Annotated in this window: 28 protein-coding genes, 1 tRNA gene and 1 pseudogene; 24 read left to right on the forward strand and 6 right to left on the reverse strand. The window is 26.1% G+C overall.

Annotated elements, in window-relative coordinates:
- Window positions 1–126: 126 nt before the first annotated feature.
- The 3 genes from BP997_RS02130 to BP997_RS02140 all read left to right on the forward strand — a co-directional run bounded on the left by BP997_RS02130 (window position 127) and on the right by BP997_RS02140 (window position 3,907).
- Window positions 127–1,215: a hypothetical protein gene (locus tag BP997_RS02130; protein WP_413825764.1), complete on the forward strand. Its 1,089-nt coding sequence runs from the start codon at window positions 127–129 to the stop codon at window positions 1,213–1,215.
- 288 nt (window positions 1,216–1,503) lie between these two features.
- Window positions 1,504–2,802 carry a zinc-ribbon domain-containing protein gene (locus tag BP997_RS02135; protein WP_409198860.1) on the forward strand — a complete coding sequence of 433 codons (1,299 nt, stop codon included), beginning with the start codon at window positions 1,504–1,506 and terminating at the stop codon, window positions 2,800–2,802.
- A gap of 28 nt (window positions 2,803–2,830) precedes the next feature.
- Window positions 2,831–3,907 (forward strand): hypothetical protein, encoded by a 1,077-nt coding sequence (locus tag BP997_RS02140; RefSeq protein ID WP_413825761.1) that lies wholly within the window; start codon window positions 2,831–2,833, stop codon window positions 3,905–3,907.
- A 2-nt stretch (window positions 3,908–3,909) separates the two neighbouring features.
- Here the strand turns inward: BP997_RS02140 and BP997_RS02145 are convergent, their stop codons facing one another.
- Window positions 3,910–4,482 carry a glycosyl transferase gene (locus BP997_RS02145; protein ID WP_409198862.1) on the reverse strand — a complete coding sequence of 191 codons (573 nt, stop codon included), beginning with the start codon at window positions 4,480–4,482 and terminating at the stop codon, window positions 3,910–3,912.
- Between the two features lie 255 nt (window positions 4,483–4,737).
- Here BP997_RS02145 and BP997_RS02150 point away from each other — a divergent pair, with 255 nt between their 5' ends.
- The gene (locus tag BP997_RS02150; RefSeq protein WP_409198863.1) at window positions 4,738–5,394 is read left to right on the forward strand and encodes an Ig-like domain-containing protein; all 657 of its coding nucleotides are present in this window, start codon (window positions 4,738–4,740) and stop codon (window positions 5,392–5,394) included.
- Window positions 5,395–5,446: 52 nt separating this feature from the next.
- Here BP997_RS02150 and BP997_RS02155 read toward each other — a convergent pair whose 3' ends face one another.
- Window positions 5,447–6,766, reverse strand: a complete 1,320-nt coding sequence (locus tag BP997_RS02155; protein WP_413825756.1) for a DNA double-strand break repair nuclease NurA — start codon at window positions 6,764–6,766, stop codon at window positions 5,447–5,449.
- A gap of 4 nt (window positions 6,767–6,770) precedes the next feature.
- Complete coding sequence (locus tag BP997_RS02160) at window positions 6,771–8,705, reverse strand: ATP-binding protein (RefSeq protein WP_413825753.1); 1,935 nt, start codon at window positions 8,703–8,705, stop codon at window positions 6,771–6,773.
- Window positions 8,706–9,122: 417 nt separating this feature from the next.
- Between BP997_RS02160 and BP997_RS02165 the strand changes: the two genes are divergently transcribed.
- The 6 genes from BP997_RS02165 to BP997_RS02190 all read left to right on the forward strand — a co-directional run bounded on the left by BP997_RS02165 (window position 9,123) and on the right by BP997_RS02190 (window position 13,184).
- A tRNA-Lys gene (locus tag BP997_RS02165) sits at window positions 9,123–9,197 on the forward strand.
- Between the two features lie 327 nt (window positions 9,198–9,524).
- On the forward strand, window positions 9,525–10,109 hold the full coding sequence (locus tag BP997_RS02170) for a 50S ribosomal protein L15e (RefSeq protein WP_409199079.1): 585 nt from the start codon (window positions 9,525–9,527) through the stop codon (window positions 10,107–10,109).
- 157 nt (window positions 10,110–10,266) lie between these two features.
- Window positions 10,267–10,686, forward strand: a complete 420-nt coding sequence (locus tag BP997_RS02175; RefSeq protein WP_409198866.1) for an RNA-binding protein — start codon at window positions 10,267–10,269, stop codon at window positions 10,684–10,686.
- A 46-nt stretch (window positions 10,687–10,732) separates the two neighbouring features.
- Window positions 10,733–11,452, forward strand: a complete 720-nt coding sequence (rnp3, locus tag BP997_RS02180) for a ribonuclease P protein component 3 (RefSeq protein ID WP_409198867.1) — start codon at window positions 10,733–10,735, stop codon at window positions 11,450–11,452.
- Complete coding sequence (locus BP997_RS02185; protein ID WP_409198868.1) at window positions 11,449–11,808, forward strand: Rpp14/Pop5 family protein; 360 nt, start codon at window positions 11,449–11,451, stop codon at window positions 11,806–11,808. Before rnp3 ends, BP997_RS02185 begins: the two co-directional genes overlap by 4 nt.
- Before the next feature lie 146 nt (window positions 11,809–11,954).
- Window positions 11,955–13,184 carry a hypothetical protein gene (locus BP997_RS02190; RefSeq protein ID WP_413828565.1) on the forward strand — a complete coding sequence of 410 codons (1,230 nt, stop codon included), beginning with the start codon at window positions 11,955–11,957 and terminating at the stop codon, window positions 13,182–13,184.
- Window positions 13,185–13,224: 40 nt separating this feature from the next.
- Here the strand turns inward: BP997_RS02190 and BP997_RS02195 are convergent, their stop codons facing one another.
- Window positions 13,225–13,863, reverse strand: coding sequence for a LemA family protein (locus BP997_RS02195; protein WP_409198870.1), 639 nt, complete (start codon window positions 13,861–13,863; stop codon window positions 13,225–13,227).
- Window positions 13,864–14,311: 448 nt separating this feature from the next.
- Here BP997_RS02195 and psmA point away from each other — a divergent pair, with 448 nt between their 5' ends.
- The 13 genes and pseudogenes from psmA (at window position 14,312) to BP997_RS02260 (ending at window position 22,762) form a co-directional block, all read left to right on the forward strand.
- Window positions 14,312–15,142, forward strand: a complete 831-nt coding sequence (gene psmA, locus BP997_RS02200) for an archaeal proteasome endopeptidase complex subunit alpha (RefSeq protein ID WP_413827179.1) — start codon at window positions 14,312–14,314, stop codon at window positions 15,140–15,142.
- 63 nt (window positions 15,143–15,205) lie between these two features.
- Complete coding sequence (locus BP997_RS02205) at window positions 15,206–15,910, forward strand: ribosome assembly factor SBDS (protein ID WP_413825746.1); 705 nt, start codon at window positions 15,206–15,208, stop codon at window positions 15,908–15,910.
- Window positions 15,911–15,936: 26 nt separating this feature from the next.
- Window positions 15,937–16,758: pseudogene (rrp4, locus tag BP997_RS02210) on the forward strand (exosome complex RNA-binding protein Rrp4); the annotation flags it as partial.
- 464 nt (window positions 16,759–17,222) lie between these two features.
- Window positions 17,223–17,915, forward strand: a complete 693-nt coding sequence (rrp41, locus tag BP997_RS02215; protein ID WP_413825853.1) for an exosome complex exonuclease Rrp41 — start codon at window positions 17,223–17,225, stop codon at window positions 17,913–17,915.
- Window positions 17,915–18,706, forward strand: a complete 792-nt coding sequence (gene rrp42 / locus BP997_RS02220; protein WP_413825851.1) for an exosome complex protein Rrp42 — start codon at window positions 17,915–17,917, stop codon at window positions 18,704–18,706. Before rrp41 ends, rrp42 begins: the two co-directional genes overlap by 1 nt.
- A 320-nt stretch (window positions 18,707–19,026) precedes the next feature.
- Window positions 19,027–19,293: a 50S ribosomal protein L37Ae gene (gene rpl37A, locus BP997_RS02225; protein ID WP_409198873.1), complete on the forward strand. Its 267-nt coding sequence runs from the start codon at window positions 19,027–19,029 to the stop codon at window positions 19,291–19,293.
- A 1-nt stretch (window position 19,294) separates the two neighbouring features.
- A complete protein-coding gene (locus tag BP997_RS02230; RefSeq protein WP_409199082.1) occupies window positions 19,295–19,426 on the forward strand; it encodes a DNA-directed RNA polymerase subunit P in 132 nt (43 codons plus the stop codon).
- Window positions 19,427–19,600: 174 nt separating this feature from the next.
- Entirely contained in the window at window positions 19,601–20,110 is a 510-nt protein-coding gene (locus BP997_RS02235) for a ribonucleotide-diphosphate reductase subunit beta (RefSeq protein WP_413825743.1), read from the forward strand.
- Window positions 20,111–20,124: 14 nt separating this feature from the next.
- Window positions 20,125–20,409, forward strand: a complete 285-nt coding sequence (locus BP997_RS02240) for a KEOPS complex subunit Pcc1 (RefSeq protein ID WP_413825740.1) — start codon at window positions 20,125–20,127, stop codon at window positions 20,407–20,409.
- 108 nt (window positions 20,410–20,517) lie between these two features.
- Window positions 20,518–20,889, forward strand: a complete 372-nt coding sequence (locus BP997_RS02245; protein ID WP_413827181.1) for a prefoldin subunit beta — start codon at window positions 20,518–20,520, stop codon at window positions 20,887–20,889.
- Between the two features lie 98 nt (window positions 20,890–20,987).
- Window positions 20,988–21,284, forward strand: a complete 297-nt coding sequence (locus BP997_RS02250) for a DUF3194 domain-containing protein (RefSeq protein ID WP_413827184.1) — start codon at window positions 20,988–20,990, stop codon at window positions 21,282–21,284.
- Window positions 21,285–21,653: 369 nt separating this feature from the next.
- A complete protein-coding gene (locus BP997_RS02255; protein ID WP_413827187.1) occupies window positions 21,654–22,049 on the forward strand; it encodes a putative zinc-binding protein in 396 nt (131 codons plus the stop codon).
- A gap of 20 nt (window positions 22,050–22,069) precedes the next feature.
- Window positions 22,070–22,762, forward strand: coding sequence for a HisA/HisF family protein (locus BP997_RS02260; protein WP_413825729.1), 693 nt, complete (start codon window positions 22,070–22,072; stop codon window positions 22,760–22,762).
- Between the two features lie 111 nt (window positions 22,763–22,873).
- Here the strand turns inward: BP997_RS02260 and BP997_RS02265 are convergent, their stop codons facing one another.
- A complete protein-coding gene (locus BP997_RS02265) occupies window positions 22,874–23,053 on the reverse strand; it encodes a hypothetical protein (RefSeq protein WP_413825726.1) in 180 nt (59 codons plus the stop codon).
- A gap of 86 nt (window positions 23,054–23,139) precedes the next feature.
- Complete coding sequence (locus BP997_RS02270; protein WP_413825723.1) at window positions 23,140–23,484, reverse strand: DUF2085 domain-containing protein; 345 nt, start codon at window positions 23,482–23,484, stop codon at window positions 23,140–23,142.
- Between the two features lie 735 nt (window positions 23,485–24,219).
- On the opposite strand from BP997_RS02270, the gene BP997_RS02275 reads away from it, so the two are divergent.
- Window positions 24,220–25,666 (forward strand): hypothetical protein (locus BP997_RS02275; protein WP_413828746.1); only part of this gene is annotated, 1,447 nt, incomplete at its 3' end.

Raw genomic sequence — 25,666 nt, forward strand, 5'->3', positions numbered from 1 at the left:
TATAAATCTTTTTTTATTTTTCAAATGCTCTTGGAAAATTCATATTTAAATAATAATTTAATATTATTAATTAGACCTGGAAAACAAAAATTTAAAATTATTTTTTTAAGGAGGTAAAATCAAAACATGATTCAAAATAAAACATTCCGCAATGATATTAATATTGAAATAGATCCAGTAATAATAAACACCCAAATAGAAGAAATCAAAGAATTAAATGAAGATTTCTATAAAGAATATAGTGAAATATATAATGAATACACTGGATTAATAATAAAATTAGATGAATCAAGTAATGATTTAACAGATTTCATTAATAATCAAATCCTTCAAAACTTAGAAAAATCACTAGATATTTGTGAATTATCAATAAAAATCTTACAACATAAATCTCATGATACTTACATAAGTGTAGCAAATATTATAAAAAATTATAATTTAAAAATTCCAGGTAATGAAAATGAAACACTATGTGAAACAATAGCGAATTTTATTTCCTTTAAAAACGATTTAAATTACTATAATAATCAACTCATCATATGGAATGATACATTAAATAATCCCACAAGTAAAGAAGAAAATAGTGAAGTGAAAAAATTAAGGAAAAAAGTAAACTATCATTTCACAAATCAAATTTTATTTAATAAAGAGTACTTATCAAACATTTTGCTCTTTTTTGATGAAATATTAAGTATGAGTGAAAAAAATAATAAATTATTAAATTCTGCTATTGATTGTAAATCATTAAAATCTTACTTAAAATATACTAATATTCAAATTACAAATAAGCAGAAAAACTTATTCAGTGGATTTGATGACTTATCTGATTATATAAATAATATGGAAAATGAATCTAATCCTGAAGATGCCCTAGATTATATTGTTGATATTATAAAAAACAATATTGATTGGCCTTTCATATTCCAATTCATGATAAGTAAAATTAATTCAACAATAAACAAGCATGGTTTTGATTACTTAAATGAAAATTTTAATAATTTTTCTAACAATCAAATAGCATACTTAAACCAAATATTAAACCGTTTCATAATTCCTCATCAAGATGAAATAAGTAGAATTTTAAAATCATTAACAAAAAATTCACAAGCTAATCAAAAACATAAATCTGAAATAATATCATTAATAGATATTTATAATGACAGATTGGATAATATTGTATTTGATATTAAGCGTTTCATAATGAAATATCAATAAATCATATATCATGCTTATGGGAAGGTTTTAAATTTAAAAAAATTTTTTAATTCTCACATACCAAACCAAATCCAATAAAATTTTAATAAAAATTTTAAGGAATTAAAAAATAATTTTTAAACCTTCCCATATTACTAACCTATTTATTAAAACTTTTTTTAACATAATCTAACTAAATTTAAAAAATATTTTAACACATTACATTATAAAAATCTTTTTTTATGGATAAATATTTATATTAATTCTAATATTATAATAAATAATTATAAATTATTGGGTATGTATTTTATGGTTGATTATTGTTTCACATTTTTAAAAGATAAGTTTCCTGAAATCGAAAAAATGACAAAGGAGCTTGAATTTAATTTGTATAATCAAAATAGTATGAGTGTTCTTACTATGGGGGGATCTATTGCAGAAAATATTATCAATAAAGTCTGTGAATATGAAGATGTTCCTATTAGTGATTTAACTACTCAAGAATCTCGCATAGATTATTTATTTGATAAAAAAGTTTTATCTTCTCGTTTAACAAAGGATTTTCATGAAATCCGACATCTTCGTAATATGGTAGTTCATCAAGCATATCAAGGTGATATTGATGAAGCATACACAGTACATCATATAATTTATAATATTATAGAATGGTTTTATAAGAAATATGAAGATCCAGAATATGAAATCCCTGGATATAGTGCAATGTTATATGAAGATAAAAAATATATTCAACAATTATATGATGAAGCTTTAGCAGGTGATAAAAAAATTACACCTCCATTATTATGTCCTACTTGTGGATTTGAAGTATCAAAAGAAAATAGGTATTGTCCGGAATGTGGTGAAAGATTAAAAAATTTGGATATTAATCAGGATGTAGCTAAAAAGATTGAAAATTTCCCTATTACTGAAGAGTTATACTCTGATGAATTAGAAAAATATCAACTTCAAAAGGAATTAGAAACAAAAAACACTAGATTAATAGATTATCAAAGACGTCGGGATGATCAAATTCATGATTTGAAAAAAAAGCATAAAAGACAATTAGATGAATTATATGCTGCTTTAAATAATGTGAATTTAGATTTAACTGATATTACAAAGAAAATTAAATCTTTAGAAAATAAATCTTTTTTAACTCAGCAGGAGAAAGTTGACTTAAAAGATGCTAATGAAGAGAAAGATTATTTGTTAAATGAACGTAAAATTATTAATAAACGTAAAACTCTTTTGTTTGAGAAACAACCTTGTGAAATGCAAGATTTAATTGATGATTTGAATTTTGAAAGAGAAACTATTGATCAAATGAATTATCGGGAACAAGAGGAAATATTAAATGATATTGCAATTGAAAAGCGCAGATTGCGTAGGGTTCAAAGAAATATTGAAAATGGTTATAAAAGGGAGAAATTTATTATTTGCCCACATTGTGGTGAAAGAAATACTTTAGATACTGTTTATTGTATTAATTGTGGTAGTATTATTAAACCTAATTTGAAGCCAAGTCATAAGGTTTATTGTACTCAGTGTGGACTTTTGCTTGATTCAGATTATGATTATTGTACTTCTTGTGGGCATTGGATGCATTAAATAGGTTAAGGTGGAGTGTGTTATTTTTTTGATTCAAAATAATGATTTAGATTCTGAAACTAGTGATGAATTTATGGATGAGTATAAAAGTGTACATCAAGATTTTTATGATAATTATTTACAAATTATTGAATCTTTTGATGATGATTTAATTTATTCCTTAGAAGAAGCTTTTGAAGAAAACGATTTAAAAAGGGTAGACAGTATACATGAAATTTTATTAAATACTTTAAAAGAATTAAGCAATTATTTAAATAAAAGTGGGCCTTTATTAAATGAGGAGAATAATAAATTATATGAAAATTTTAACAAGGTATTTCAAATTATTAACATTGAAAACCCTAACACTTCAGAGTTCAATAGTTTCATTGCAGAAGTATTTCTCTTACCTGAAGTATACTTATCTACAATTGAATTAATAAGTCACAGTCAATATAACATATTTAACAAGATAATATTATTACCTGTAATAAATGAAAATATAGAAAAACAGTCTGTTGAATTATTAACATCTTATGAAAAATTCCAAAAAATTTTAAATAGATTCTTAGAAAAAATGGTTACAATTAAAAATCAAACACAAACATTAATTAAAAACACAAATAATAAAACTTTACAAATTACCATAGATTCAACACACTTAATAAGTAATCTAGAAAATATAGAAGACTATCTTGATGATTATTTCATTACTATAAAAGAAAAAGTGAATGAAATACCAAAATATGATTCAAAAATAAGTTATGGATTAGATCTTGATTATATTTTAATAAAAGACAATGTTTTAAAAGAATATATAATAGATAACAATGAATGGATAGAAGATTATAAAAATTTTTTAGAGGAGTATACTAATTATAAAGAAAATTATTCACAATTACTCATAATTGAAAGTATAGGGTATGATTTTATACCACGGATCAATTTTTGGATAAATGATAAAAATAAGCACATAATTGAATATTGTGAAATTTTAGAAAAATATGAAAAGAATATAAAAAAATTTTATCAACAAAGCAAGGAAAAAGAAGAATTAACTGAAATTAGTTTAAATAAACACTTAAAAAATTTAAATTATTTAATAAAGGATATAAATAATGATTAATATTATTTTTCAAATTTATCAATTATTTTCCTATAATTCTCATTTTGAAGTTCTAAACTAATCATATTTGTCTTATTAGCTTTAATAATGTGTTCTTTACTTTCAATTAACTCTTTTATATTTTCATCTTGTTTATTAATAATCTTATCCTTTTGCTCAAGAAGCCCTTCATAAGTTTTACTAATCTTTCGTAATTGAGTTTCTAAATTAACAGTATTATTTTCTATTTGGACCTTATAATCATCAATTAAACTTCTTAAATATTTAACTTGATCTTGTTTATCCTCAATAATTTCAACTTTTTCATTAATCTTAACTTGTAAATCATCTAACTCTTTAAGTTTAGCTTTCTCATTATTCACTTCACTACTTAATTTTAATTCCATTTTTTGTTTTTCAAATTTAAACTTAGCAATATGGGAATTCAAAGCACTAATCTTATCATCTTTTTGACTTAGACTCATATTTAACTCATCTATTTCCCCATCTTTCAATTCAATAATACCTTCTAAGTCTTGAATCTTCTTTTTATTATAATTATTTTTGTTATGATTCTGATTACTTGGTTTACTCATACTTTTAATCCCTAAAATAATATTTACTATTAAAACTTTTATTTTTATATAGCTACTAATTATTATTTTTTCAATATAATAATAATTTTTCCCTAATTTTTTTATATTTAATTGGTCTTTTATTTTCCTATTTTTTGGTTAAAATTTTTTATAAAAATTTATATATTCTTATAAAAAAAGTATAATTACTATAAAATTTTTTTAAAAAAAAGAATAAATTGTTTTTAAATTATATTTAGAGGGAGTGATTTTTTCATGGAATTTAATAAACTAATTTTGTTATGTGTATGTGTAGTAGCAATTGTAGTAATTTCTTGTGCATCTATATGGGCTTTATCTTCTGGAGTTGAAACCAATCTTGTGGCATCTGCCACTACTATTAATCAAGGAGAAAATTTCACAGTAACATTATCTGATAATGAGGGCAATAAATTAACAAATAAAAATGTTAGTTTAACTATAAATAATTCTAATAATCAATCTAAAGAATACAATCTTACAACAGATAATAATGGAATGGTATCTTTACCTATAAATTTACCTTCAGGAAATTATTCTATACTATCAAAATTTAATGGTGTTGATGGATATAAAAGTTCCACTCTTTCACAAGATTTGATTGTTACTAGTTTAATTTCACAAGGAACTAAATCCAGTAACAGTGATAGTTCTATTTCAAGTAGTTCAAATGGGCCTGAAACTTTTGGAGTGTGTGTATATTGTGGTAAGGTAGTTCCTGGAAAATGGGGTAGAATATGTTGTGATAGTTGTCAAAAAGCTCGTGATTCAGGGGACATGTCACAAATTCAACATACTGATGAATCTAAAGCATATATTGATCCAAATGGAAGAGTTAGTGGGGATGGTGATCATAGTGATGTTTATCACAATTATAGGTATGATAATCTTTAATTAAAAATTATTTTTTTATCTAACCTTTTTTTACTTTTCTTATTTTTTTTTATTAAGATAAACTTGTTTCTGCATGATGTTTAAGAATATTTCCACTAACAGATTGAGAAATACTTACATTTTGATTAATTAAACTAATAGGTAATAAAGCATTATCAAAACGATCATTTTTCAATTTATCTAAATTGTTTAAAATTATATCAATATTTTTAAAATCATTTTTACAAGGTTTGCTTAAACGATGACTTGAAGGTATATCTAATACAAAAACCTTATTTTTAGTTGATTTATAAATAATTTTATTACTATAATATGTAGTACTACCATAAGGTTGGTTAATGTTTTCTTCACCAAATATTATGTATTTATAGATATATTCATTATCTGGTATGATATAGGTTCCAGGTTCTAATAATTGACTTACTTCATGTGCATGGTCCACAAATTCTCCACTTTTTTCCACACCTACTAAAAACAAATCATAAGTATGTTCTAAGTAAGTTATGAGTTCTCTCATTGGTTTACTCATATTACTTGTAACACCAAAAAATGCTAAAGGTCCATCTTTAATAAATAATGATTCTTTAAGTAAACTTGGAGCAACATCCATAAGTATGTGAATGTAATGAATTATAAGGAATTGTTCTAAAGTATTCATTAAATAACTACTTATTCCTTTTGCTAAATTTTCACTTATTAATTCGTGTAATCTGAAAACATCAGTTAAATAGATTTTTTCATGACAATGTGGGCAGTTGAATGTGTAATTTTTCATATTGTGTTTATAGAGTATTACAGGTTTACCACATTTTGGACAAGAACTTAAAAGGTATGTCATTTTTTCAGGTTTACGATATTCTCTATATATAAACCAAGATAATGTTTCCATTAATGTTTTTTGGATTTTAGTTTTTTTGAAATGATTATATAAAAAGTATCTGATACTGTTTTTAAGATTTTTTTGTGTTTTACTTTTAATATTTTTTGTAGGGATACTGAAATTATATGCATCAATATTATGTAATTTTCCAATATCTAATTTTCCTATAAACTCTTTATCTTCTAATTTAAATAAGTCATTTAATTGGAAATAGTTCACACCATACCTGTAGAATGCTACAGTACTTGATGGGAATTCTTTACCTATCATTACTTCATTATATCCTCCATCAAATGCTAATACTTTTCTTATAGGATTTTTTTTAATCGTTTTGGCAGTGTAAGTGTTCATGTTACCTATTAATTCTTCTGTTGCATGTTTTGGATAGTAACAATCTTTTAATAATTCTTTTATATCTTCATCTAAAATTAATGGTGTTTGTGATGATTGGCTTGCGAATTCTGCTGGTTTTAATCCTTCGGAATAACTCATTTTTTCATCCTCCAAATTTATCAATTTGTACTGGTACTACAAATGGATTGCTGTATGTTTTCATTCTTACGAATCCTTTATCTTGTGGTGCGAATCTTCTTAATGTGTCTAAGAAGTCTTCGAAGTCATAAAATTTTCGTAGTTCATTTAATTCATCAGTATTATTTAAGTGTGAGATAAACCAATTTTGAGTATTTTTTAGTATATTACTACTTATACTGCTTACTTCTTGTGTTGCGTAAACTAATCCTAAGTTTAATTTAGCTCCTTCTTTAGCTATTCTATTATATATTTGGTTTAAATCTGAATCATCATGTTTTGGGAATAAGTTATGTGCTTCTTCAAAGTAAAATTGTATTGTATTGTTTTCCTTGTTTTTTATGAAATTTTTTATACTATTTTTGAAGATGTGTTCACATATTCTTTTACTGTAATCGTTTTGTATTTCTCTTTCGCCTTGTGATAGGTCTACAATTATGATTTTTCCTTCTCTTAAAAAATTTATTATTTCTTTTTTATAATTATCTGTAGTGGTGGTGTGATGATTGTTTAATACTTCTAAATTTTTGTATCCTCTTAAATTTTCGTTTGTACTATTTTTTTTACATCTTGTTAGCATGATTAATAGGTTTTCTAAATCTTTATCGATCCAATTTCTATTTTCATGTTTTAGGGGATAATCTCTTAAGTAAGGTATTTCATCGTGGTGTTGCCAGATTGATGTGAAGAATTCTATTGCATCTTCGTAGCTTATTCCTTCTGTTGGATCTATTCCTACGTTTGGATCATTGGAAATATGTGAACTCACTGTGAATCTTATTTTCTCAGGATTTCCATATTTGTCTTTTGGTAGTTCAAATCCTGCTTTATATAAACAACATTGGTATGCTGCTTCTTTTCTTTTATATCTTCTCATTTTACTAAAGTATGAGTCTTTTTCTTCTTGGCTTATTTCCCCTTTTGGTTTTTTAGGAGGATGTAATTCTATACTTACAAAATCTTCCATGTATCCTGATCTGCTTGTTTGTCCTAGTTTTGTTTTTATAATGTTGAATCCTTCGTTGATATCATGATAGAAGTTTGCTCTTAATGTTTTGAAATTAGGTTTGTCTAAAACACTGTATCTTACTACTTTTTCAGGATTTAATATTTCATATATTGCTGTTCCTTCGTCTTGTTGGTTGCTGTTAGCATATTCTCCATTTATATCGAAAACTATTTGTCCTATCGGATTTTTTGGAGTGTTTAGTTTGTCTGTTAATTGTATTATCTTTTTTAATGTGTTGGATTTTCCAGTTCTTGTCATTCCAAATATTGCTGTTCTTTTTCCGATGAAGTCTTCACTAGATACGTATACATTAACTTTATTATGTTTGAATCCACAACTGCTACTGTACTTTACTTTACCTATACTAACTGGGTGACGTTTTTCTGATTTTTCACATACTCCTAAGTTTACTATTGCTTCTAATGCTTTATCTTTTGGTTTGTATATGGTGTAATTACTTGGGCTGTAAAAATTGTCAATATCTGATCCGAAGTAAACGTCTCCATTTTCAGTTTTGTGAAATGATCCGAGGACATTACATTCTAGACCGCTGAAACTGAATGCGTATCTGGTTAGTGGGTCCATTTTTTCTTTTTCACTGGTGTTTGGTTCTTTATAATATTCTATGAGTGTGCTGAATATTTCTTCTTGGTTTGGTAGGTGGACTTGTCCCATTGCTCTTAAGAGTATTGCTTCAGGGTTTTCCCCATTATCATTGTCGTAGTATGCAAGTAGGAATGTACCTTTTGGTATTCCATCTACTTTTGCTTTACTTTCGTCTCCAATAAGTATGCATGCTTTCGAGTAATCTAAGTAAAATGGTTTTCCTACCATTTCTTCTTTGCCTAATGCAAATATATCGTTTTTATTTAGTTCAAATTTTTCTTTCATCTTTACAAGCACTCCCTATAATTTTCTTGTAATATGATTTATCTATTTTTTTAATGGTGCTTCTTTTTTGTACTCTTCTTGGGAGGTTTAATTTATAAATTCTTCAAAAATTTTAATTTTTTTTGCTAATGCTTTTTGAAGAATTTATTTAATATTTTTTTAATCCATTTTTTGGATTTCAATCCCTTAAATTATTTTTTTTAAGGTGAATGATTAAAGTTAAGATATTTTTTTTAACTTTAAATTTTTTTTATGAGTGAATTTATAAAGATAATTAAGTAAGGTATATATATTAGGCCTTGTGCTAGAGCATTTGAAAAGTATTATTCAATTTATTAAGTAATATTTATATACTAAAATAAACATATTTTAATTTTTAATATGAATTAATAAAATTATTTTAAAGATTGAGACTATGGGCCTGTAGCTCAGTCTGGCCAGAGCGCTTGGCTCTTAACCTTGTTGTCGCGGGTTCAATTCCCGTCAGGCCCGTATAACTTTTTTTAACTTTAAAATTTTTTACATAATTGGAATTGTAAATTATATAAGATTAATAGAAACCCTTATAAATGATTAAAACAAAAATCTTATTATCGTTGTAATAGTAACTAATTTTTAATATAACTATTAATACTTTTTTAATATTTACAAAAAAATTATCAACAATATACTAAACGATACTTTTTTAGGGACTAAAATAAAATCTTATTTTTATTATATATCCCGTGGATGTGGCCCATTTTAAAAATAAAATAATTTAAGAAATTATTTTATAATCATTAAAAAGGCTGAACTAAATTAAAGGTGTAACTTAAAATGATGTATAAATATATTAAAGAAGCATGGAGAAATCCATCTGAATCTTACGTAAGAGAACTTATGTGGCAAAGAGCTCCTGTTTGGAGAAGAGAAAATGTCATAACCAGAATAGAAAGACCTACTCGTATAGACAGAGCACGATCCTTAGGATACAAAGCTAAAAAAGGATATGTAATGGTACGTACTCGAGTAAGAAGAGGAACACGTCGAAAAACTCGTTTCACCAGTGGTCGTAAACCAAAACGAATGGGTGTAAACAAAATCACAACAGCTAAAAGTATTCAAAGAATAGCTGAAGAACGTGTAAGTAAAAAATATCCAAACCTTGAAGTTTTAAACAGTTACTGGGTATGGTCTGATGGTAAATTCAAATACTATGAAGTTATCCTTGTTGACCCACAAAGTCCTTCAATCAAAAATGATTCTAAAATTAACTGGATTTGCGAACCTCAACACAAAAACCGAGCACTTAGAGGATTAACTAGTGCAGGTACTAAAGGTAGAGGTATTAGCAAAAAAGGTAAAGGAAGAAAGAAAGTAGGTAAAAACAAATACGGAAAATTCAAAAACTCTAGTAAATTCTAAAGTTTTAATTTCCTTTTTTTTTTACATTTCTTTTAATTTTTACTTTTTTTCTAAAAAATAAATAAAATATAATTAAATAAAAACTATTTCTTATATAACAAAAAAATTAATAGAAAAAAATCATAAAAGATTTTTTCTAATAGGATTATTAAAAATTATGATACATAATATTCGCTTCAGATTATTCATATATGAAAATGAAGATCCTGAAGAACTTATTTTAGCATTACTTAATATTTTACCTACTGCAGAATATGAAGTAGAAATGGCTGAAGGTTTACTTGGTGAACCTATGCAAATATTAACTGGTAGAATAGATAAAAAAAGAGATTGTAAAGATTTTCTTAAAAATTTACTTGAAACAGATCAAGAACAATTAATCAAACTTAACAAAGATTTAAATTCTAAAATGGATCATAGTGGTAACCTATTTTTAAGATTAGATAAAACAGATGCAATAGATGATATTTGGACCATTATTGATAAAGGAGATGCAATACATTTAAAAATAAAAATAGAAGCATATCCTGCAAAAAAAGAAATTGCAATGAAAAATTTATCAGAAATCTTACCATAAATATTAACAATATTAATAATTAATAAAAAGGAGACGGCCTTAAATAATGAAATATTATGATTTTAACTTAAAAGGATCTAATTATCAAAATGACCTAAAACTCTTAAATGAAGCTCATAATCTAAATTGGGATTATGTGAAAATAATGTATTCACAAGAAGAGTATACAAATGCACTTAATAATGAAAACATTTTAAGAGATGAAGAGAAAAAATTAGGTATAAATTTTGATTATGGTTTAGAAATCAATACAAATAATCCTGAAGAATTACGTAAACTTACACGTAAAAATCGTAGTAAAATCAAATACATTTCATGTTTAGGTGGAAATTTAAAAATAAACCGTGCAGCCCTTGAAAATCGTCAAATAGATACTTTATCAAGACCTTATTATCATCGTCGAGATTCTGGTATGAATCATGTTCTAGCTAAACTTGCACGAGATAATAATGTATGTGTGGAATTATCACTTAAAGATATTTTAACTAATCACTTATCATATCGTGCAAAAGTAATTTCATATTTTAAAGAAATCTTATTATTTCAACGTAAATATAAGTTTCCATTAATTTTAACAAGTGGCGCTACTAATTTTTATGATACTAAATCAGTTAAGGATTTTTTATCAATTTTCAATTCTATAGGATTTACTAATGAAGAAATAAATAATGCAATATCTACGGTACCTTCTAATATTATCGATTTTAACAATAATAGGGAAAATATGGTTATTGAGGGCGTATGCATAGTAGATGATGACTTATGAAACTAAAAGTTTTACCTCCAACTCTTCGTAAAAATAAAAGATATTTAACTTTAGATATTAAATCTGAAGTTAAACACAATAAGGATGATTTTGTTTTAGCTATATGGGATTCATGCATAAGATTTTGGGGAGAACAAGAAACTAGTAATTTTGATTTATGGTTAATGAAATTATTTTATGATGATGAATCTGATGATTTTTACCATTATCGTGCTGTTCTCAAATGTCAACGAGGATATGAAGAGGAAGTTCGTGCAGCATTAGCATTATCAACTCGTTATAATAATAAAAAAATTAACATTACAACTATTGGTTTATCTGGAACTATTAAATCAGCTGTAGATAAATATATTTAAACAATTATTCTCATATCTTTTTTTAAAATTTTCTAATTTTCATTTTATCAATATTTTATTAACTAATAAATTATAATACATTTAATTAATTATTATAAAAATTTATTATTTTAATAGAAAAAATAGGATAAGGAGATTTTTATGCAATGTTAACTAATATTAATCAATATAATTATGCTACATGTTTTATTAAAGATTATATTAATGAAAATAATTTAAAGTATAATTGTCCTTTAAAGATTAAGGAAGTATATAATGATTTTCAAAATAAATTTTCACCTTATATATTAAAAAATTTGAGGGATGATGAAATTTTAGATTATCTATTTTTACATGATTTTGATAAGGATAATTTAGCTTATATTTTAGAAAATTTTGAAACTAATTTTACAGGTGCACTTGGTTTAAGTAGTCCATATAAATATCGTTTGTTTAAAAAGAATAATCAATGGGTTTGGGGTGCAACAAGTAAACATTTAGAAAAATTATCTACAGATGATGCTATTATTAAAGCTAAACTAATTAGGGATGCTCTTATAAAAGGTGCGGATTTAATTCAATCAACTACTCTTATTTCTTCAGAGGATTATATAAATCTTGAAAAGGCTTTAGTAAATATTTTTAATGATTCAAAAGTTTCACCAACATCTTCTTGGGTTCATAAGTATTATCATTTAATTTTTCCAAAAAAATTCATAAATTTCCATTCATTAACTTGGAGATCTTATATTTTAAACAATTTAAATATTTCACCCTCTTCTAATTTTTATGGATGTGATGGGCAAGTGTTTTCAATTATTCATGGGGCTGATTTAAATCTTTATAGTTTTAATATGGTTTTTAATCAAATGATTAGTGAAAACATTTTACCTTTAAATAAATCTAAGGGTAAGGATTTTAATGTTTGGCTTTTATCACCTGAGGATAATCTAGATTTATGGAGTGAATTTAAGTTAAATAATTTTATAAGTATAGGTTTTTCTAAATTAGGTAATTTAAATAATTTTGAGAATATTCATGAAATTAGGTATGAATTAGATGAGAATTATCCTGGTTCTTTAAATCAGATTAATAATTCAAAAGCTTTGTGTGATTTTTTAAAACAAATGAGTATTGGTGATTATGTTTTTATTAGAATTGGGGGAGATAAACTTTTAGGTTTAGGGCGGATTGTTTCTGATTATAAATTTAGTGAAGATTTTAATCATTATCGTGATGTGGAATGGTTAAAAATTGATGATATTGTTGTTGGGGATCCTTTAGCTCCATTTTTGCCTTTAATTTTAACAAAAATTACTAATATTAATAAAAACAGATTCAGGGGTCATGATTTTTATAAAGCTTTAGGTGAAAAATTTGGTTATGAATTAGAATAAATTTAAAAAAAAGTGGGGGGGAATATTGTGGGTGATGTTTTTAGAATTTAATTTTTGGTGTTATTCTATCTTCATCACTTATTTGGAAATAATTTATTGGTTTAAAGTTGAATAGGAGTGCTACTATATTTGTTGGTATTTGTTGGCATAGGTTATTGTAGTTTAATACTTTATTATTAAAATTTTCCCTATAATTTGCAATTTGTCCTTCAATTTGGTTTAATTGGTTTTGTAAGTCTTGAAAATTTGTATTAGCTTTTAAATCAGGATAATTTTCGGCAACCATAAATAAATTATTAAGAGTTTCAGTTAATTTATTATTAGCATTTAATGCACTTTTAACAGTATCCGCATTTTTCAATCCAGATCTAGCTTCAGTTACTTCATTTAAGGTTTCTTTTTCATGACTTGCATATCCTTTAACGGTTTCTACCAGATTAGGGATTAAATCCATTCTTCGGTTTAATTGGACGTCAATTTGAGCCCAACTATTATCAACACTATTTCTCCCATTAATTAGTTCATTGTATCCTTTAAATAGTAAATAAGCTATTATTACTATGAAAGCACCAATTAAAGAGCAAATCCAATTGTTCGGATAACCTAAATTACTTGTAAAGATTAAGAATATTATTAGACTTATAAAACCATATAATAGACTTCTACTAATATCGTTCATTTTTAAATCCCCTTTTTTGTTGTTTTTTAAATATATAATTCAATTTAAATAATTAGTTTTCTATAAAATCTATTAAATAAATTTTTTCTATTTTTAAGAGTTTTTTTTATAATAAAGTTTATTAACTAATTTAAGTATAAATAAATAAGAACAAGAATTAGTAGGATTAAAAAAAACTTTTACCAAGTAAAGGATATTTGGTTTATTTTTAAGAATTGCTTATATTTTAATAATAAAATTATAAGTAGAAAAAAATGTGGTAAGGATTTAGTTTTTTTGTAGAATTAGGCTTTGTCTTTATTGTGGAATTAATATTGAGTATTTTTTTCATTTTCTTATATGATTTAATAAACTTTTTTTTATTCCTCTATTATATGAAAAATGTATTTTTGTATTTATAAGAATTGATTTGATTTAAAAAAAAATATTTAGTGAGGTATTGAATAATATGCAACCTTTACAACAACAAAATGCTGGATATGATAGAGCTATAACCGTATTCAGTCCAGATGGAAGACTTTTCCAAGTAGAATATGCAAGAGAAGCTGTTAAACGTGGAACTACCAGTTTAGGTGTTAAATCTAAGGATGGTGTGGTTCTTGTCGTGGATAAAAGAACAACTAGTAGATTAGTCGAAACTAAATCTATTGAGAAGATTTTCCAAATTGATGATCATATTGGAGCTGCTACTAGTGGTCTTGTGGCTGATGCTCGTGCTTTAATTGATCGTGCTCGTGTAGAAGCTCAAATTAATAAAATTAGTTATAATGAACCTATTCGTGTTGAAGCTTTAGCTAAAAAGATTTGTGATTTAAAACAATTATACACTCAAAATGGTGGTGTTAGACCTTTTGGTTCTGCTTTAATTATTGGTGGAGTTAATAAGAAAGGATGCCGATTGTTTGAAACTGATCCTAGTGGAGCATTAATTGAATATAAAGCTACTGCTATAGGTTCTGGTCGTAGCGATGCTATGGATTATTTTGAAGAAAACTATAAGGAAGATTTAAGTCTTGATGAAGCTATAGATTTAGCATTAGATGCTGTTTATGTTGCAACTAGTGGTAAAGTTACAGATAAATCAGTTGAAATTGCTGTTATTGAAGCTGAAACAAAAACTTATAGAAAATTAGATCATGATGAAGTAACAAAATATGTTGAAACTCTTTTAGAACGTAACGCTCCAGAAGAAGATGAAGACGAAGAAGATGCTGATGCTGAAGAATCTGAAGATAAAAAAGATGCTGATGCTGAAGAATCTGAAGATAAAGTAGAATAAGAAGATTAAAATAAATATTGTTTTTTTTAATCTTCTTTTTTTTAAAAGGGAGGGTATGATGTTATGGTTAATGTAGATGATGCAATTATTGCAAGGTTAGAATCTTATGGGGAAAAATTTGAGATTTTAGTTGATGCTGATTTAGCTGCTGATTTTAGAAACCCCGACCATACAGAAGAAATACCAATTGAAGATATATTAGCAGTTGAAGAAATATTTAAAGATTCTAAAAAAGGAGATAAAGCTTCTGAAGAAGCTATGGAAAAAGTTTTTGATACAGTTGAGCCTTTAGAAGTTGCAAAACAAATACTTGATAAAGGACAAGTTCAATTAACCGCTGAACAAAGACGCCATATGCAAGAAGATAAACGTAGAATGGTGATTAATACTATTGCACGTGAATCAATTAATCCACAAACAGGTTATCCTCATCCAGCACAACGTATTGAAAATGCTATGGATGAATGTAAAGTAAAAATTGATCCATTTACAAGTGTAGATCAGCAAGTTAAAACTGCACTTAAAGCTATTAAAGTTAAAATACCTATACGTTTTGAAAAGGTTAAAATGGCTGTTCGTCTTCCAGGAGATGCAACCGGACATGCTTATAAAGAAATTAATAGTTTGGGCAAAATTTTAAATGAAGAATGGCAACAAGATGGGTCTTGGATTGGTATAGTTGAGATTCCTGGTGGTTTACAAGATGCTTTTAATCATAAGATGGCCTCTATATCTAGAGGGGAAGCTGAAACTAAATTAATTAAATAAAGAATTTTTTTGGAGATATAAGGATTATGTTATATGTAGATGAAAAAGATTTAGTGATTCCGGGTGAAGTCTTAGCTGAAGGTGACTTTTATTCAGGAAGAGGAACCTTCCAGGAAAATGGTTCTGTTTGTTCAAAACTTATGGGATTAGTTTCCCTTCGTAATAAGAAGATTAGTGTAACTCCTCTTAAAAGTAAATACATTCCTAAACGAGGGGATGTTGTTATTGGTAAGATTCAAGAAGTAAGATTCTCAATGTGGGATGTTGATATTAACTCACTTTATTCTGGTATTTTATCTGGTTCTGAAGTGTTTGGGAGAGATAAAAGAGAATTGAAAAGTGTTTATGATGTTGGAGATACTCTCTTTTTTAGAATCATTGATGTTGATGAAGTTAAAAAAGCTAAGCTTGGTTTAAAAGGTCGTGGAATGGGTAAATTCTATGGAGGTATTATAGTAAGTATTTCACCTACTAAAGTACCTAGACTCATAGGTAAAAAAGGTTCTATGATTAATATGATTAAGGATAAAACTCATTGTAAAATTATTGTTGGTCAAAATGGTTTAGTCTGGGTTAAAGGTGAAGATCATATGCAACAATTAACTAAAGAGATTATTAATCAAATTGATGAACAAGCTCATACTAGTGGATTAACTAATCGTATTCGGGATAAATTATGTTTAGTTATTGATGGTAAATTACCTGAACCGGAAGTTGAAGTTGAAACTGAAAATGATGTTAAGTTTTTTGATAATTCACCAAAACATGAAATTTTAGAAGATGATGATGAAGATGTTCTAGCTAAACCTACTCTTCAAAACTTTAAAGATGATTTAGAAGATGATGAAGGTTTTGTTGGAGATTCTGTAATTGAAGAAGTAAGTAATGTTGAAGATTTCAGTAATGATAGATTATCTAATTCTAATAGTATTGATGAAATTTCTATAAATGAAGAAGATAATTCCAATTTGGATGTTAAAGAAAATAATTCTATTGAAGATTTAGAAGATGTTTTAGAAGAAGATAATGAAATTACAGGCATTGAATCTGATTTAATATCTGAAGTTCGGGCTAAGGTAGAAGCTGATTCAAATAAAGAAAATAGTAATGGTTTGAAGTTTAAGACTTTTGGTAAATCAAAGTTTAATGATAAAGTTGATAAGCATTCTAAATTACATTTTGGTAATATTTCCCAAGCAGATGGGAGAAGTTCTAGTAGTATTTTGAATCCTGAAACTAAAGGTAAGAAATCTAGTAAATGGAGAAAATTAGATTAAATATTATATTTTTTTAATAATTATGAGGTGTTAGTATTTCAGAGGATACTTTACGGGGCGATGGTAGAAAATTTGATGAACTTCGTCCAATAAAAATTGAAGCAGGGGTTTTGAAACGGGCAGATGGGTCTGCTTATGTTGAAATGGGTGGAAATAAGATTTTAGCTAGTGTTTATGGTCCTAGATCCACTTATATGAGAAGATTTTTACGTCCAGATACTGGTGTTATTAGAGTTAGATATAATATGGCTCCATTTTCAGTGGATGATCGTAAGAGACCAGGTCCAGATAGACGTAGTATAGAAATTAGTAAGATAGCTGAGGATGCTTTACGTCCAGCTTTACTTTTAGAAAGTTTCCCTAATAGTATGGTTGAGGTTAGTATTGAAGTAATTGAAGCTGAAGGTGGTACTCGTTGTGCGGGTATTACTGCAGCTGCAGTTGCTCTTGCTGATGCTGGTGTTCCTATGAAGGATATTCCTGTAGGTTGTGCTGCTGGTAAGATGGATGATAAAGTTGTTCTTGATTTATCTGAAATTGAAGATAAAGAAGGGCAAGCTGATGTTCCTATAGTTATATTACCTCGTACTGAGGAAATTACACTCTTACAAGCGGATGGTAATTTAACTGAAGATGAATTTGAAGAAGCTTTAGATTTAGCTATTGGTGGTTGTCAACAAATTGCGGAATGTCAAAGAAAAGCTTTAAAAGCTAGATATGGGGAATAATTATGGATATTGTACCGGAAATCACAAAGAATAGTATTACTAAGTTAATTAATGAAGGTGAAAGACCTGATGGTAGATCTGTGGATGAATACCGTAATATTTATGTTGAACCAGGTGTTATAAGTAAAGCTGAAGGTTCAGCTAGAGTTAAATTAGGTGATACTCAAGTAATTGCGGGAATTAAACCTAGTATTGGTACTCCTTTCCCTGATACTCCTGATGTTGGAGTTTTAATGACTAATTGTGAATTATTACCTATGGCTTCACCAGATTTTGAAGCAGGTCCACCTAGTCCTGATAGTGTTGAATTAGCACGTGTTGTTGATCGTGGAATTCGTGAAAGTCAATTAATAGATTTAGATAAATTATGTATTAAAGAAGGCGAAAAAGTTTGGATGCTATTTGTGGATTTACATGTAATAGATTATGATGGAAACCTTTTTGATGCATGTAACCTTGCAGTAATGAGTGCTTTAATGGATTGTAAAATACCACAAGCTACTTTAGTTAATGATGAAGTAGAATTAGATTATGATAATATGGTTTCTTTATCTATTAATGATAAATTATCTTTAAGTACTTTTGTTAAGATTGGTGATGGAATAGTATTAGATCCAAGTTTAGAAGAAGAAAGAATTTTAGATGCTAGATTAACTGTGGGTATTAGTGAAGAAGGTAATTGTGTTTGTTCCATGCAAAAAGGTGGAAGTGAACCTTTAACACGTGATGAAATTTTAGATTCAGTTCATACAGCATTTGAAGTTAAAGATGGCTTACTTGGAAACTTGTAAATAGGATGTTTTTATTCAATTCCTATTTTTTTATTTTTTTAAGCTTTTTAACCATTAACTTTAAATACTTTTAAATCTTATATTAGTATATTATATGTTTTAACAATAATTTAGATTGTTGAAATTTAAGTAAAAAATAATTCTATTTTATTATATTAAAAAAAATAATTTTTTTTTATAAAAATCTAAAAAAAATATTATAGGATTTGAAAATTAATTTTCATTCTAAGGTTTTTTAATGAATTTTTTCTAAAAAGGTAAAAGGAATTAATTTTAATATAATTTTTTATTTATTCAAATAAATTTTTTAAGTGATTATTATGGCAAGAACAAAGAAAGTTGGTATAACAGGCCGTTTCGGAGCAAGATACGGAAGAAAAGCAAAAAGATCCGTTAAGAACATTGAAGAAAACATGAAACAAAAACATGTTTGTCCTAGATGTGATAGACCTTATGTTAAAAGAGTAAGTGCAGGAATTTGGAAATGTACTAAATGTGGTACAGTCTTTACTGGAGGAGCTTATGTTCCTGAAACCCCTATGGTTAAATCTGCAACTCGTAATATCAAAGGATTAGGAGGAGACTAAACTGTATAGATGTCCAGAATGTGGAACTGAAGTCGACCATCATGGATATATGGAAAATAAGTGTCCTAAGTGCCGATATAGAATTTTATTTAAGGAAGTTCCTAAAGTAAGAAAACTAGTTAAAGCACGATAATTTTTTAGACTTTTTTTTACTTATCTAAAAAAAATATTATTAAATATTTTTTTTCTAAAAAAACTTTTTTTTTAAATAAAAACTTTGAATATATACTATTTTTTTATAAATTTAAAAATAATATAAAAGGGAAAATTCCTAAATTTTTTTTATGGGAGAATTAAATGATTATTTATGTTAATTTCAACATCTAGAAAACCATCACAAAAAACAAGAAAGTTTTGTAAAAATTTATCCCATGCTTTTGATTATGATTATACTAATCGTGGAAAATCTTCTATTAGAGATTTGCTTGTTAAAAGTAAAGAACTTGGACGAAATGGTTTATTGTTAATTTATGAAATCAAAGGAAATCCGAGTAAAATGACTTTTATTTCATCAATGGGTGAGGAAGAGTTAGCTTTATTAATTTCTGCTGAAACTTGTAATGAACGATTACATATTAAGCCTAAAGATTTGAAAATTCGTAATGATTTTCCAGATTTAAGTCCTTTGTGTGATGTGCTTGGTTTTGAAGTGGATAATAAGAGTAAATTAAGTTCTAATTATCTTCATTTCCGTTCTGCGGATAATGGTAATGAAGAGGGATTATATAATCTTCCAATTGCAATTATTGATTTTTATAATAAATTTGGGGATAAAATAGATCTTCGAATTAATGTTAAAAAGATTGTGGTTGATTAGAAAATAAATTAATAGTGGGGGTTGTTTTTATCCTTGAAAGTACTAGTAAATTTTTAAACAGTATTAAATCTAATATTGAAATAGAATTTGATGATTTTAATCAGGCAAGTATTGTTCATGATTCTATTTTACTTGAATTTGAAAGTTCTCCAGATTATAGGAGTACTATGAATATTATTCAAGATGGTAATGTTTTAATTTTAAGTATTGATGCTGAGGATGCTACTAGTTTTCGTGCTAGTCTTAATTCTGCTATTAAATGGATGAGATTATCCGTAGAAATTAATGAATTAGTTTAAAACTTTTTATGGATAAGGTTTAAATAGATTATTAAATATAATTAAATATAGTATTTATTATAAAATTTATATTATGTTTTAGAAAAATTTTAAAGGTGGATAATAATTATGGATATTCCAAAAAATGTACAAGAACAATTAAATCAATTTCAACAATTACAACAACAAGCTCAAATGATTGCAACTCAAAAAAATACTAATGATATTCAAATTAAGGAAACTGAATCTGCTCTTGAAGAATTAAAAAAAGCTGATAAGGATGCTGATGTTTTTAAGACTGCAGGTAATTTACTTATTAAAGTAGATCATGATGAGATTAATAGTGAACTTGAAGATAAACTTGAAACTTATAATCTTAGACAACAAACAATGTCTCGTCAAGAAGATCGTGTTATGAAAAAGCTTAAAGAAATGCAAGCTAATATTGAAAAAGCTATGAAAGGTTTACAATATAATAGTGAACCTTCTGATGTGGAATAAAAGATTTATTTTTAGGTAAAGAATTTATTTTTTTACTTTTTTTAATATTTTCTTATTTTTTTATAGTTTATTAATTCTTTTTTGTGTGTGTGTTTTTTATGAAGGTTCTTAAAGATTTGTCTGAGGATGATTTAGTTAATATTTCTGATTTTTTATCTAATGAGATTAATAAGGAAATAAGTTTTATTTCTAATCCTAAAGAGATTATTGGTATGGATGTTAATGTTAAGGTTGCTTTTGATGATATTGATAAGCGTTTAGATGTTGATACTGATGTTGATTTGGATACTGATAGTTTGTCTAATTTAAGTGAGGACGCTATTGGTGAAGCTGTTGATCGTGCTTATAAAAAGTTAGATAATTTTATTGATGCTCATTTTAAAGTGGATGAGTGATTTCTTTTTTATTTTTTTTATTTCTTTTTTTAGGGTTTTTTATATAAAAAATATTTTTTAAAGTTAAATTTATTTATTTTAAAGTTAACTTTATATACTTGTTTTTAGATAATATAAAATGGTCCATATAAAAAAACAATAAAAAAACTGTTTTTTTATTAATTAATTTTTTTTAAAACCAAAAAAAACAAATTCCTTAATAAATTTAATACCTTTTTTTAAAAACAAAATATTACCTAAACCAAATTAATAAAACATTATAAAAAAACTTTTTTTCAAAAAATATTTTAACCATTAGAACCTTATAAACTATTATAAATTAATAAACCTCATAAAATAAAATAATAAGAAAAAGGGGAATATAAAAAAATGGCAGATAAAATAATAATAGCTTCATGTAGTGGAATGAGTCCTAACGGATTAGTTGCACGAGTAGCCGCATTAGATTATGTAATTGACAACGAAGATGTAATAGAACTATGCATGGGATTAGTATCTGGAGACCAAATCAATTACAACCTCCTAATAAAAGAATACCCTGTCTTTGCAATAAATGGATGCGATGGTAACTGTGTGGAAAAAATACTTAACGAACGAGGAGTAAAACCAGCAGGAGCTATAAATATAGGGGAAGAATTAGAAAAACAATCTTATACTCCAAATGATCCAGCAAGATTAGACGAAGAAGGAGAAAAATGTGTAGAATACATAAAAACCCGCCTCAACGAAGAATTAAAAAAAATATTTGAAAACCAAAAAGAATAAAAAAAAGGGGCATAATAAAATTGATTGAAATAATTCCAGTATTAGATTTAAAAAACCACATAGCAGTTAGTGGAAAATCAGGACAAAGAAACACATACACACCATTACAAACAATATACTCACCTAACCCCAATCCATTTGATATTGCAGGAAACCTAAAAATAAACAATGCAAAAAGAGTATATATAGCAGACTTAGACCTAATAGAAAAACAAGGACACAATATAGATCAAATCAAAAACACCAATATGATATTACCTGTAATATTAGATGCAGGAGTAAAAAATTATGAATCCTTCAAATTCTATCTAAATTTTGCATATAAAGTAATAATTGCAACAGAAACCTTAGAAAGTATAGAAGAATTAGATAAAATATTTAAAACATTCCCATCTGAGAGAATAATTATTAGTGTAGATGTAAAAGACGGTAAATTATTCTCACAAAACCTAAACATGAACTTAAAAGAATTCCAAGAAATCCTAAAAAAATATGATCCAAGTGAAATCATACTCTTAGATATATCTAGAGTAGGAACTGGAGAAGGATTTAACAAAGAATTACTAGAAGAATTTAAAGATTTCAAAGACCAAATCATAATAGGTGGGGGAATTCAAGCAAAAGACCTTCAAAAATTAGAAGAATTAGGTTTTAAAAAAGCACTAGTAGGAACAGCCTTACATAAAGGTGAAATCAAAATAAACCCCTTTTAAAAAGAATTAAAAAAATTAGTAAATATATGCTAAAAAAATAAGTAAAAAGTCATAAAAATTTTTTAAATCATAAGAAAAAGTAAAAATAATTAATTAATTTAATTTTTTTTTTTAAGCTAACATTGTTGGCAGTATAATAAATGGACTTATTGCAGCTATAAAAAATAATATTATACCAATTGCAGTTGCTATTTTCCGATTATCCATAACTCCTGTTATTATACAGAGTACTCCCATAAATCCTAAAATTACTGGAATGATGTGTGAAAAAAATATAAATCCTGTTGCCATTATAAATCACATTTAAATATATTTCAATTAATTCTATTTATGTTATTTTTCCTATATAATACTATTTAATTATAAAAACACTTTATTTAAATTAAGCTTAAAATAATCCATTCAACTTCTTCAGCAAATAACATTAAACCATAACCTGCTATTAAACCTGTAAATAATCTTAAAGTATTATTACTCAAACGATTACCATAACGTTGAGTTAACCCATCAACCAAACATGGAATTACTAAAACTACTGAAAATATTAATAAAAATAAATTATGAATCACACCTTGTATAAAGTAAAATATAAAAAATGAAATTATACCAAGATATAATCCAGTGCATCTTGCACAAACTGGGAATTGATGGCCTTTAATATGAAAACTTCTCTCCGGTTTCCTATGACAAATATAATTTAAAGGATTTATAATAAATTTCACCCTCTTCTTTTTAGTCTCCAGAACAACATGCACTGAAAATAATCATTCCAATTATCACAGCCAATACAATCATTATAAAACCCATATTTTTTCACCCCAAAAAAAAATTTTATTAATTCTAAATTCCACTTTTTTTTAATTAATACCTTTTTTATTCATCTTTTTTTATAAAACTTTTCATAAACAATTTTTTAAACTTTTACTAAAAACTCTATTATTCTTAGTAATCATGTTTATTATATATTCTCATATTATTTCAATATAAACAATATATGATTCCAGTTCCATTTAATAATATCTATTATACTCCTTTGCTTATTTGAATTAATATAACTTTATTTGGATGAAATATTTTAAAAAAAAGTTAAGAGTTTTTACAAGATTTTATTCTAATTAGAAATTTTTTAAGAGAATCAAATCAAAAATTATATATTTATCCTATGTTCATAACTATTCAACAGATAAAGGATTTAAATAGTATATAAAAAAAAATTTTACTCAATACGAATATAATTCCTTTAAAAAAATTTAATTTTATTCATTAAATATAATTTTTATTTTCCATTATTTCGGTTTTTTTAAGTGGAATTAATAATTCCTTTATCAAATAAATTTAAATTAAATAATTAAAAAAAAATGGAGTATATTAATATTTAGGAAATGAAAAATGAAAAATTGAACATTATCAGTATATGTATAATAACGCTGCTATTATCCATCTTAACTACTGCCGCCATGGTGACAGTAAGTGCAAGTGATCCTCAAATAACAGATAATACTAACATAACTACATGTTCTGATAATTTGTATGATGAAAAATTATATGTTGATACGATGTATGTATCAAATGAAAATGAACTTATTAATGAAGAAACACAAATAGATTCATTACAAACAGACTGTGAAGAAAAACTCTTAGAATCTAAGGATGTGAATACAGGACTAAATTCACGAGAAGTGAGTTCTGAAGTTAATCTTTTAAAATTTTATAATCCCAAATTTGAGTCATATCTTAATAAAAATTATATTGATTCGTATTCATCTGATTTTGTTTGCTCTGGATTAACTTTTAGTTTAACATTTCAGGTAGCTAAAAATGAAAGTGCTTTAACCTTTGATAAATTTATTAATTATTATTTAGAAGGGGACACTATTACATCAATAATAAATGAAACTGATCCTAAGGGTTGGGTATCAGTAACTCATACTATGCCTACTTTAAGTGTTTATACCTTATATCATGGTCTTCAAAATAAATTATCTGCTTATGATTATACTCAAAAATTAAATTTTAAGCACAAACTTAAATTAACTTCAAATTATAATCAATATAACACTTATGGGGAAACCCCTCATATGATTGAAACTACTACAAATTCTAGTGGTACTCAAATATTCAATATAACCCTTAAATCTAATAATCTCACTTTTATAACAACTAATTCTAATGGTCAACCGACATTTTTATTACCTTCAACTTATTCTCTTTCTTCTATGTATGATGTAAATTTTTGCACCAGCAATAATGAGGATGAATATTCACAATCTAAATTTGGAGCATCATTAAAGGCTAGCTCTCAAACTCCAACTATTAATGCAATCATTCCTAATACTTTTGTTTATGGTGCAGAGGATAATATTATTACTGTGACTTTAAATGATTTTAATGGTGCCGGTATACCTGATCAAACTATTAAGTATAAGGTTGATAAAAGTATTGAACAATCTTCCATTACTGATTTTGAGGGTAAAGTGACTATCATTTTGTCAAGTAGTTTAAAAGGTGGTTCTCATACATTTAATTATTATTATGAGGAAAGTACTAACTATAACTCTGTTAATGGAGAACAAAAAACATTCAATATTAATCCTCAGGAATCTTGGTTGGATACTGAGGATGTTAGTTATAGTTTTGTTTATGGTTATAGTTCTGGTAATGTTATTGTTAATTTGAAGGATGTTAGTAACAATGTTTTTCCTGGTTATCTTGTTAATTGTACTTTATGGTTAGGTAATGAGAAAATTTCTGGTATGCCTACTGTTAAGTCTGGTGAGGCTTTTAGTATTCCTACTAATTTAGCTGGTGGTGAGTATACTTTGAAGTATGATTTTGGTGGTAATGAAAATTACTCAAAATCTTCTAGTGAAACATTTATTACTATTAATCCTCAGGAATCTTGGT

This window comes from Methanobrevibacter sp. UBA412 (assembly GCA_002495685.1).
Classification (GTDB): domain Archaea; phylum Methanobacteriota; class Methanobacteria; order Methanobacteriales; family Methanobacteriaceae; genus Methanobrevibacter_A; species Methanobrevibacter_A acididurans.

What these genes read in the sequence shown, in the direction of transcription:
- rpl37A (WP_409198873.1), top strand. Translation starts at nt 19,027, where the DNA reads ATGGCAAGAACAAAGAAAGTTGGTATAACAGGCCGTTTCGGAGCAAGA.
- BP997_RS02150 (WP_409198863.1), top strand. Translation starts at nt 4,738, where the DNA reads ATGGAATTTAATAAACTAATTTTGTTATGTGTATGTGTAGTAGCAATT.
- BP997_RS02255 (WP_413827187.1), top strand. Translation starts at nt 21,654, where the DNA reads ATGGCAGATAAAATAATAATAGCTTCATGTAGTGGAATGAGTCCTAAC.
- BP997_RS02185 (WP_409198868.1), top strand. Translation starts at nt 11,449, where the DNA reads ATGAAACTAAAAGTTTTACCTCCAACTCTTCGTAAAAATAAAAGATAT.
- BP997_RS02170 (WP_409199079.1), top strand. Translation starts at nt 9,525, where the DNA reads ATGTATAAATATATTAAAGAAGCATGGAGAAATCCATCTGAATCTTAC.
- BP997_RS02235 (WP_413825743.1), top strand. Translation starts at nt 19,601, where the DNA reads ATGTTAATTTCAACATCTAGAAAACCATCACAAAAAACAAGAAAGTTT.
- BP997_RS02195 (WP_409198870.1), bottom strand. Translation starts at nt 13,863, where the DNA reads ATGAACGATATTAGTAGAAGTCTATTATATGGTTTTATAAGTCTAATA.
- BP997_RS02245 (WP_413827181.1), top strand. Translation starts at nt 20,518, where the DNA reads ATGGATATTCCAAAAAATGTACAAGAACAATTAAATCAATTTCAACAA.
- BP997_RS02265 (WP_413825726.1), bottom strand. Translation starts at nt 23,053, where the DNA reads ATGGCAACAGGATTTATATTTTTTTCACACATCATTCCAGTAATTTTA.
- BP997_RS02250 (WP_413827184.1), top strand. Translation starts at nt 20,988, where the DNA reads ATGAAGGTTCTTAAAGATTTGTCTGAGGATGATTTAGTTAATATTTCT.
- rnp3 (WP_409198867.1), top strand. Translation starts at nt 10,733, where the DNA reads ATGAAATATTATGATTTTAACTTAAAAGGATCTAATTATCAAAATGAC.
- BP997_RS02145 (WP_409198862.1), bottom strand. Translation starts at nt 4,482, where the DNA reads ATGAGTAAACCAAGTAATCAGAATCATAACAAAAATAATTATAATAAA.
- BP997_RS02205 (WP_413825746.1), top strand. Translation starts at nt 15,206, where the DNA reads ATGGTTAATGTAGATGATGCAATTATTGCAAGGTTAGAATCTTATGGG.
- BP997_RS02175 (WP_409198866.1), top strand. Translation starts at nt 10,267, where the DNA reads ATGATACATAATATTCGCTTCAGATTATTCATATATGAAAATGAAGAT.
- BP997_RS02135 (WP_409198860.1), top strand. Translation starts at nt 1,504, where the DNA reads ATGGTTGATTATTGTTTCACATTTTTAAAAGATAAGTTTCCTGAAATC.
- BP997_RS02190 (WP_413828565.1), top strand. Translation starts at nt 11,955, where the DNA reads ATGTTAACTAATATTAATCAATATAATTATGCTACATGTTTTATTAAA.
- BP997_RS02155 (WP_413825756.1), bottom strand. Translation starts at nt 6,766, where the DNA reads ATGAGTTATTCCGAAGGATTAAAACCAGCAGAATTCGCAAGCCAATCA.
- psmA (WP_413827179.1), top strand. Translation starts at nt 14,312, where the DNA reads ATGCAACCTTTACAACAACAAAATGCTGGATATGATAGAGCTATAACC.
- BP997_RS02130 (WP_413825764.1), top strand. Translation starts at nt 127, where the DNA reads ATGATTCAAAATAAAACATTCCGCAATGATATTAATATTGAAATAGAT.
- BP997_RS02160 (WP_413825753.1), bottom strand. Translation starts at nt 8,705, where the DNA reads ATGAAAGAAAAATTTGAACTAAATAAAAACGATATATTTGCATTAGGC.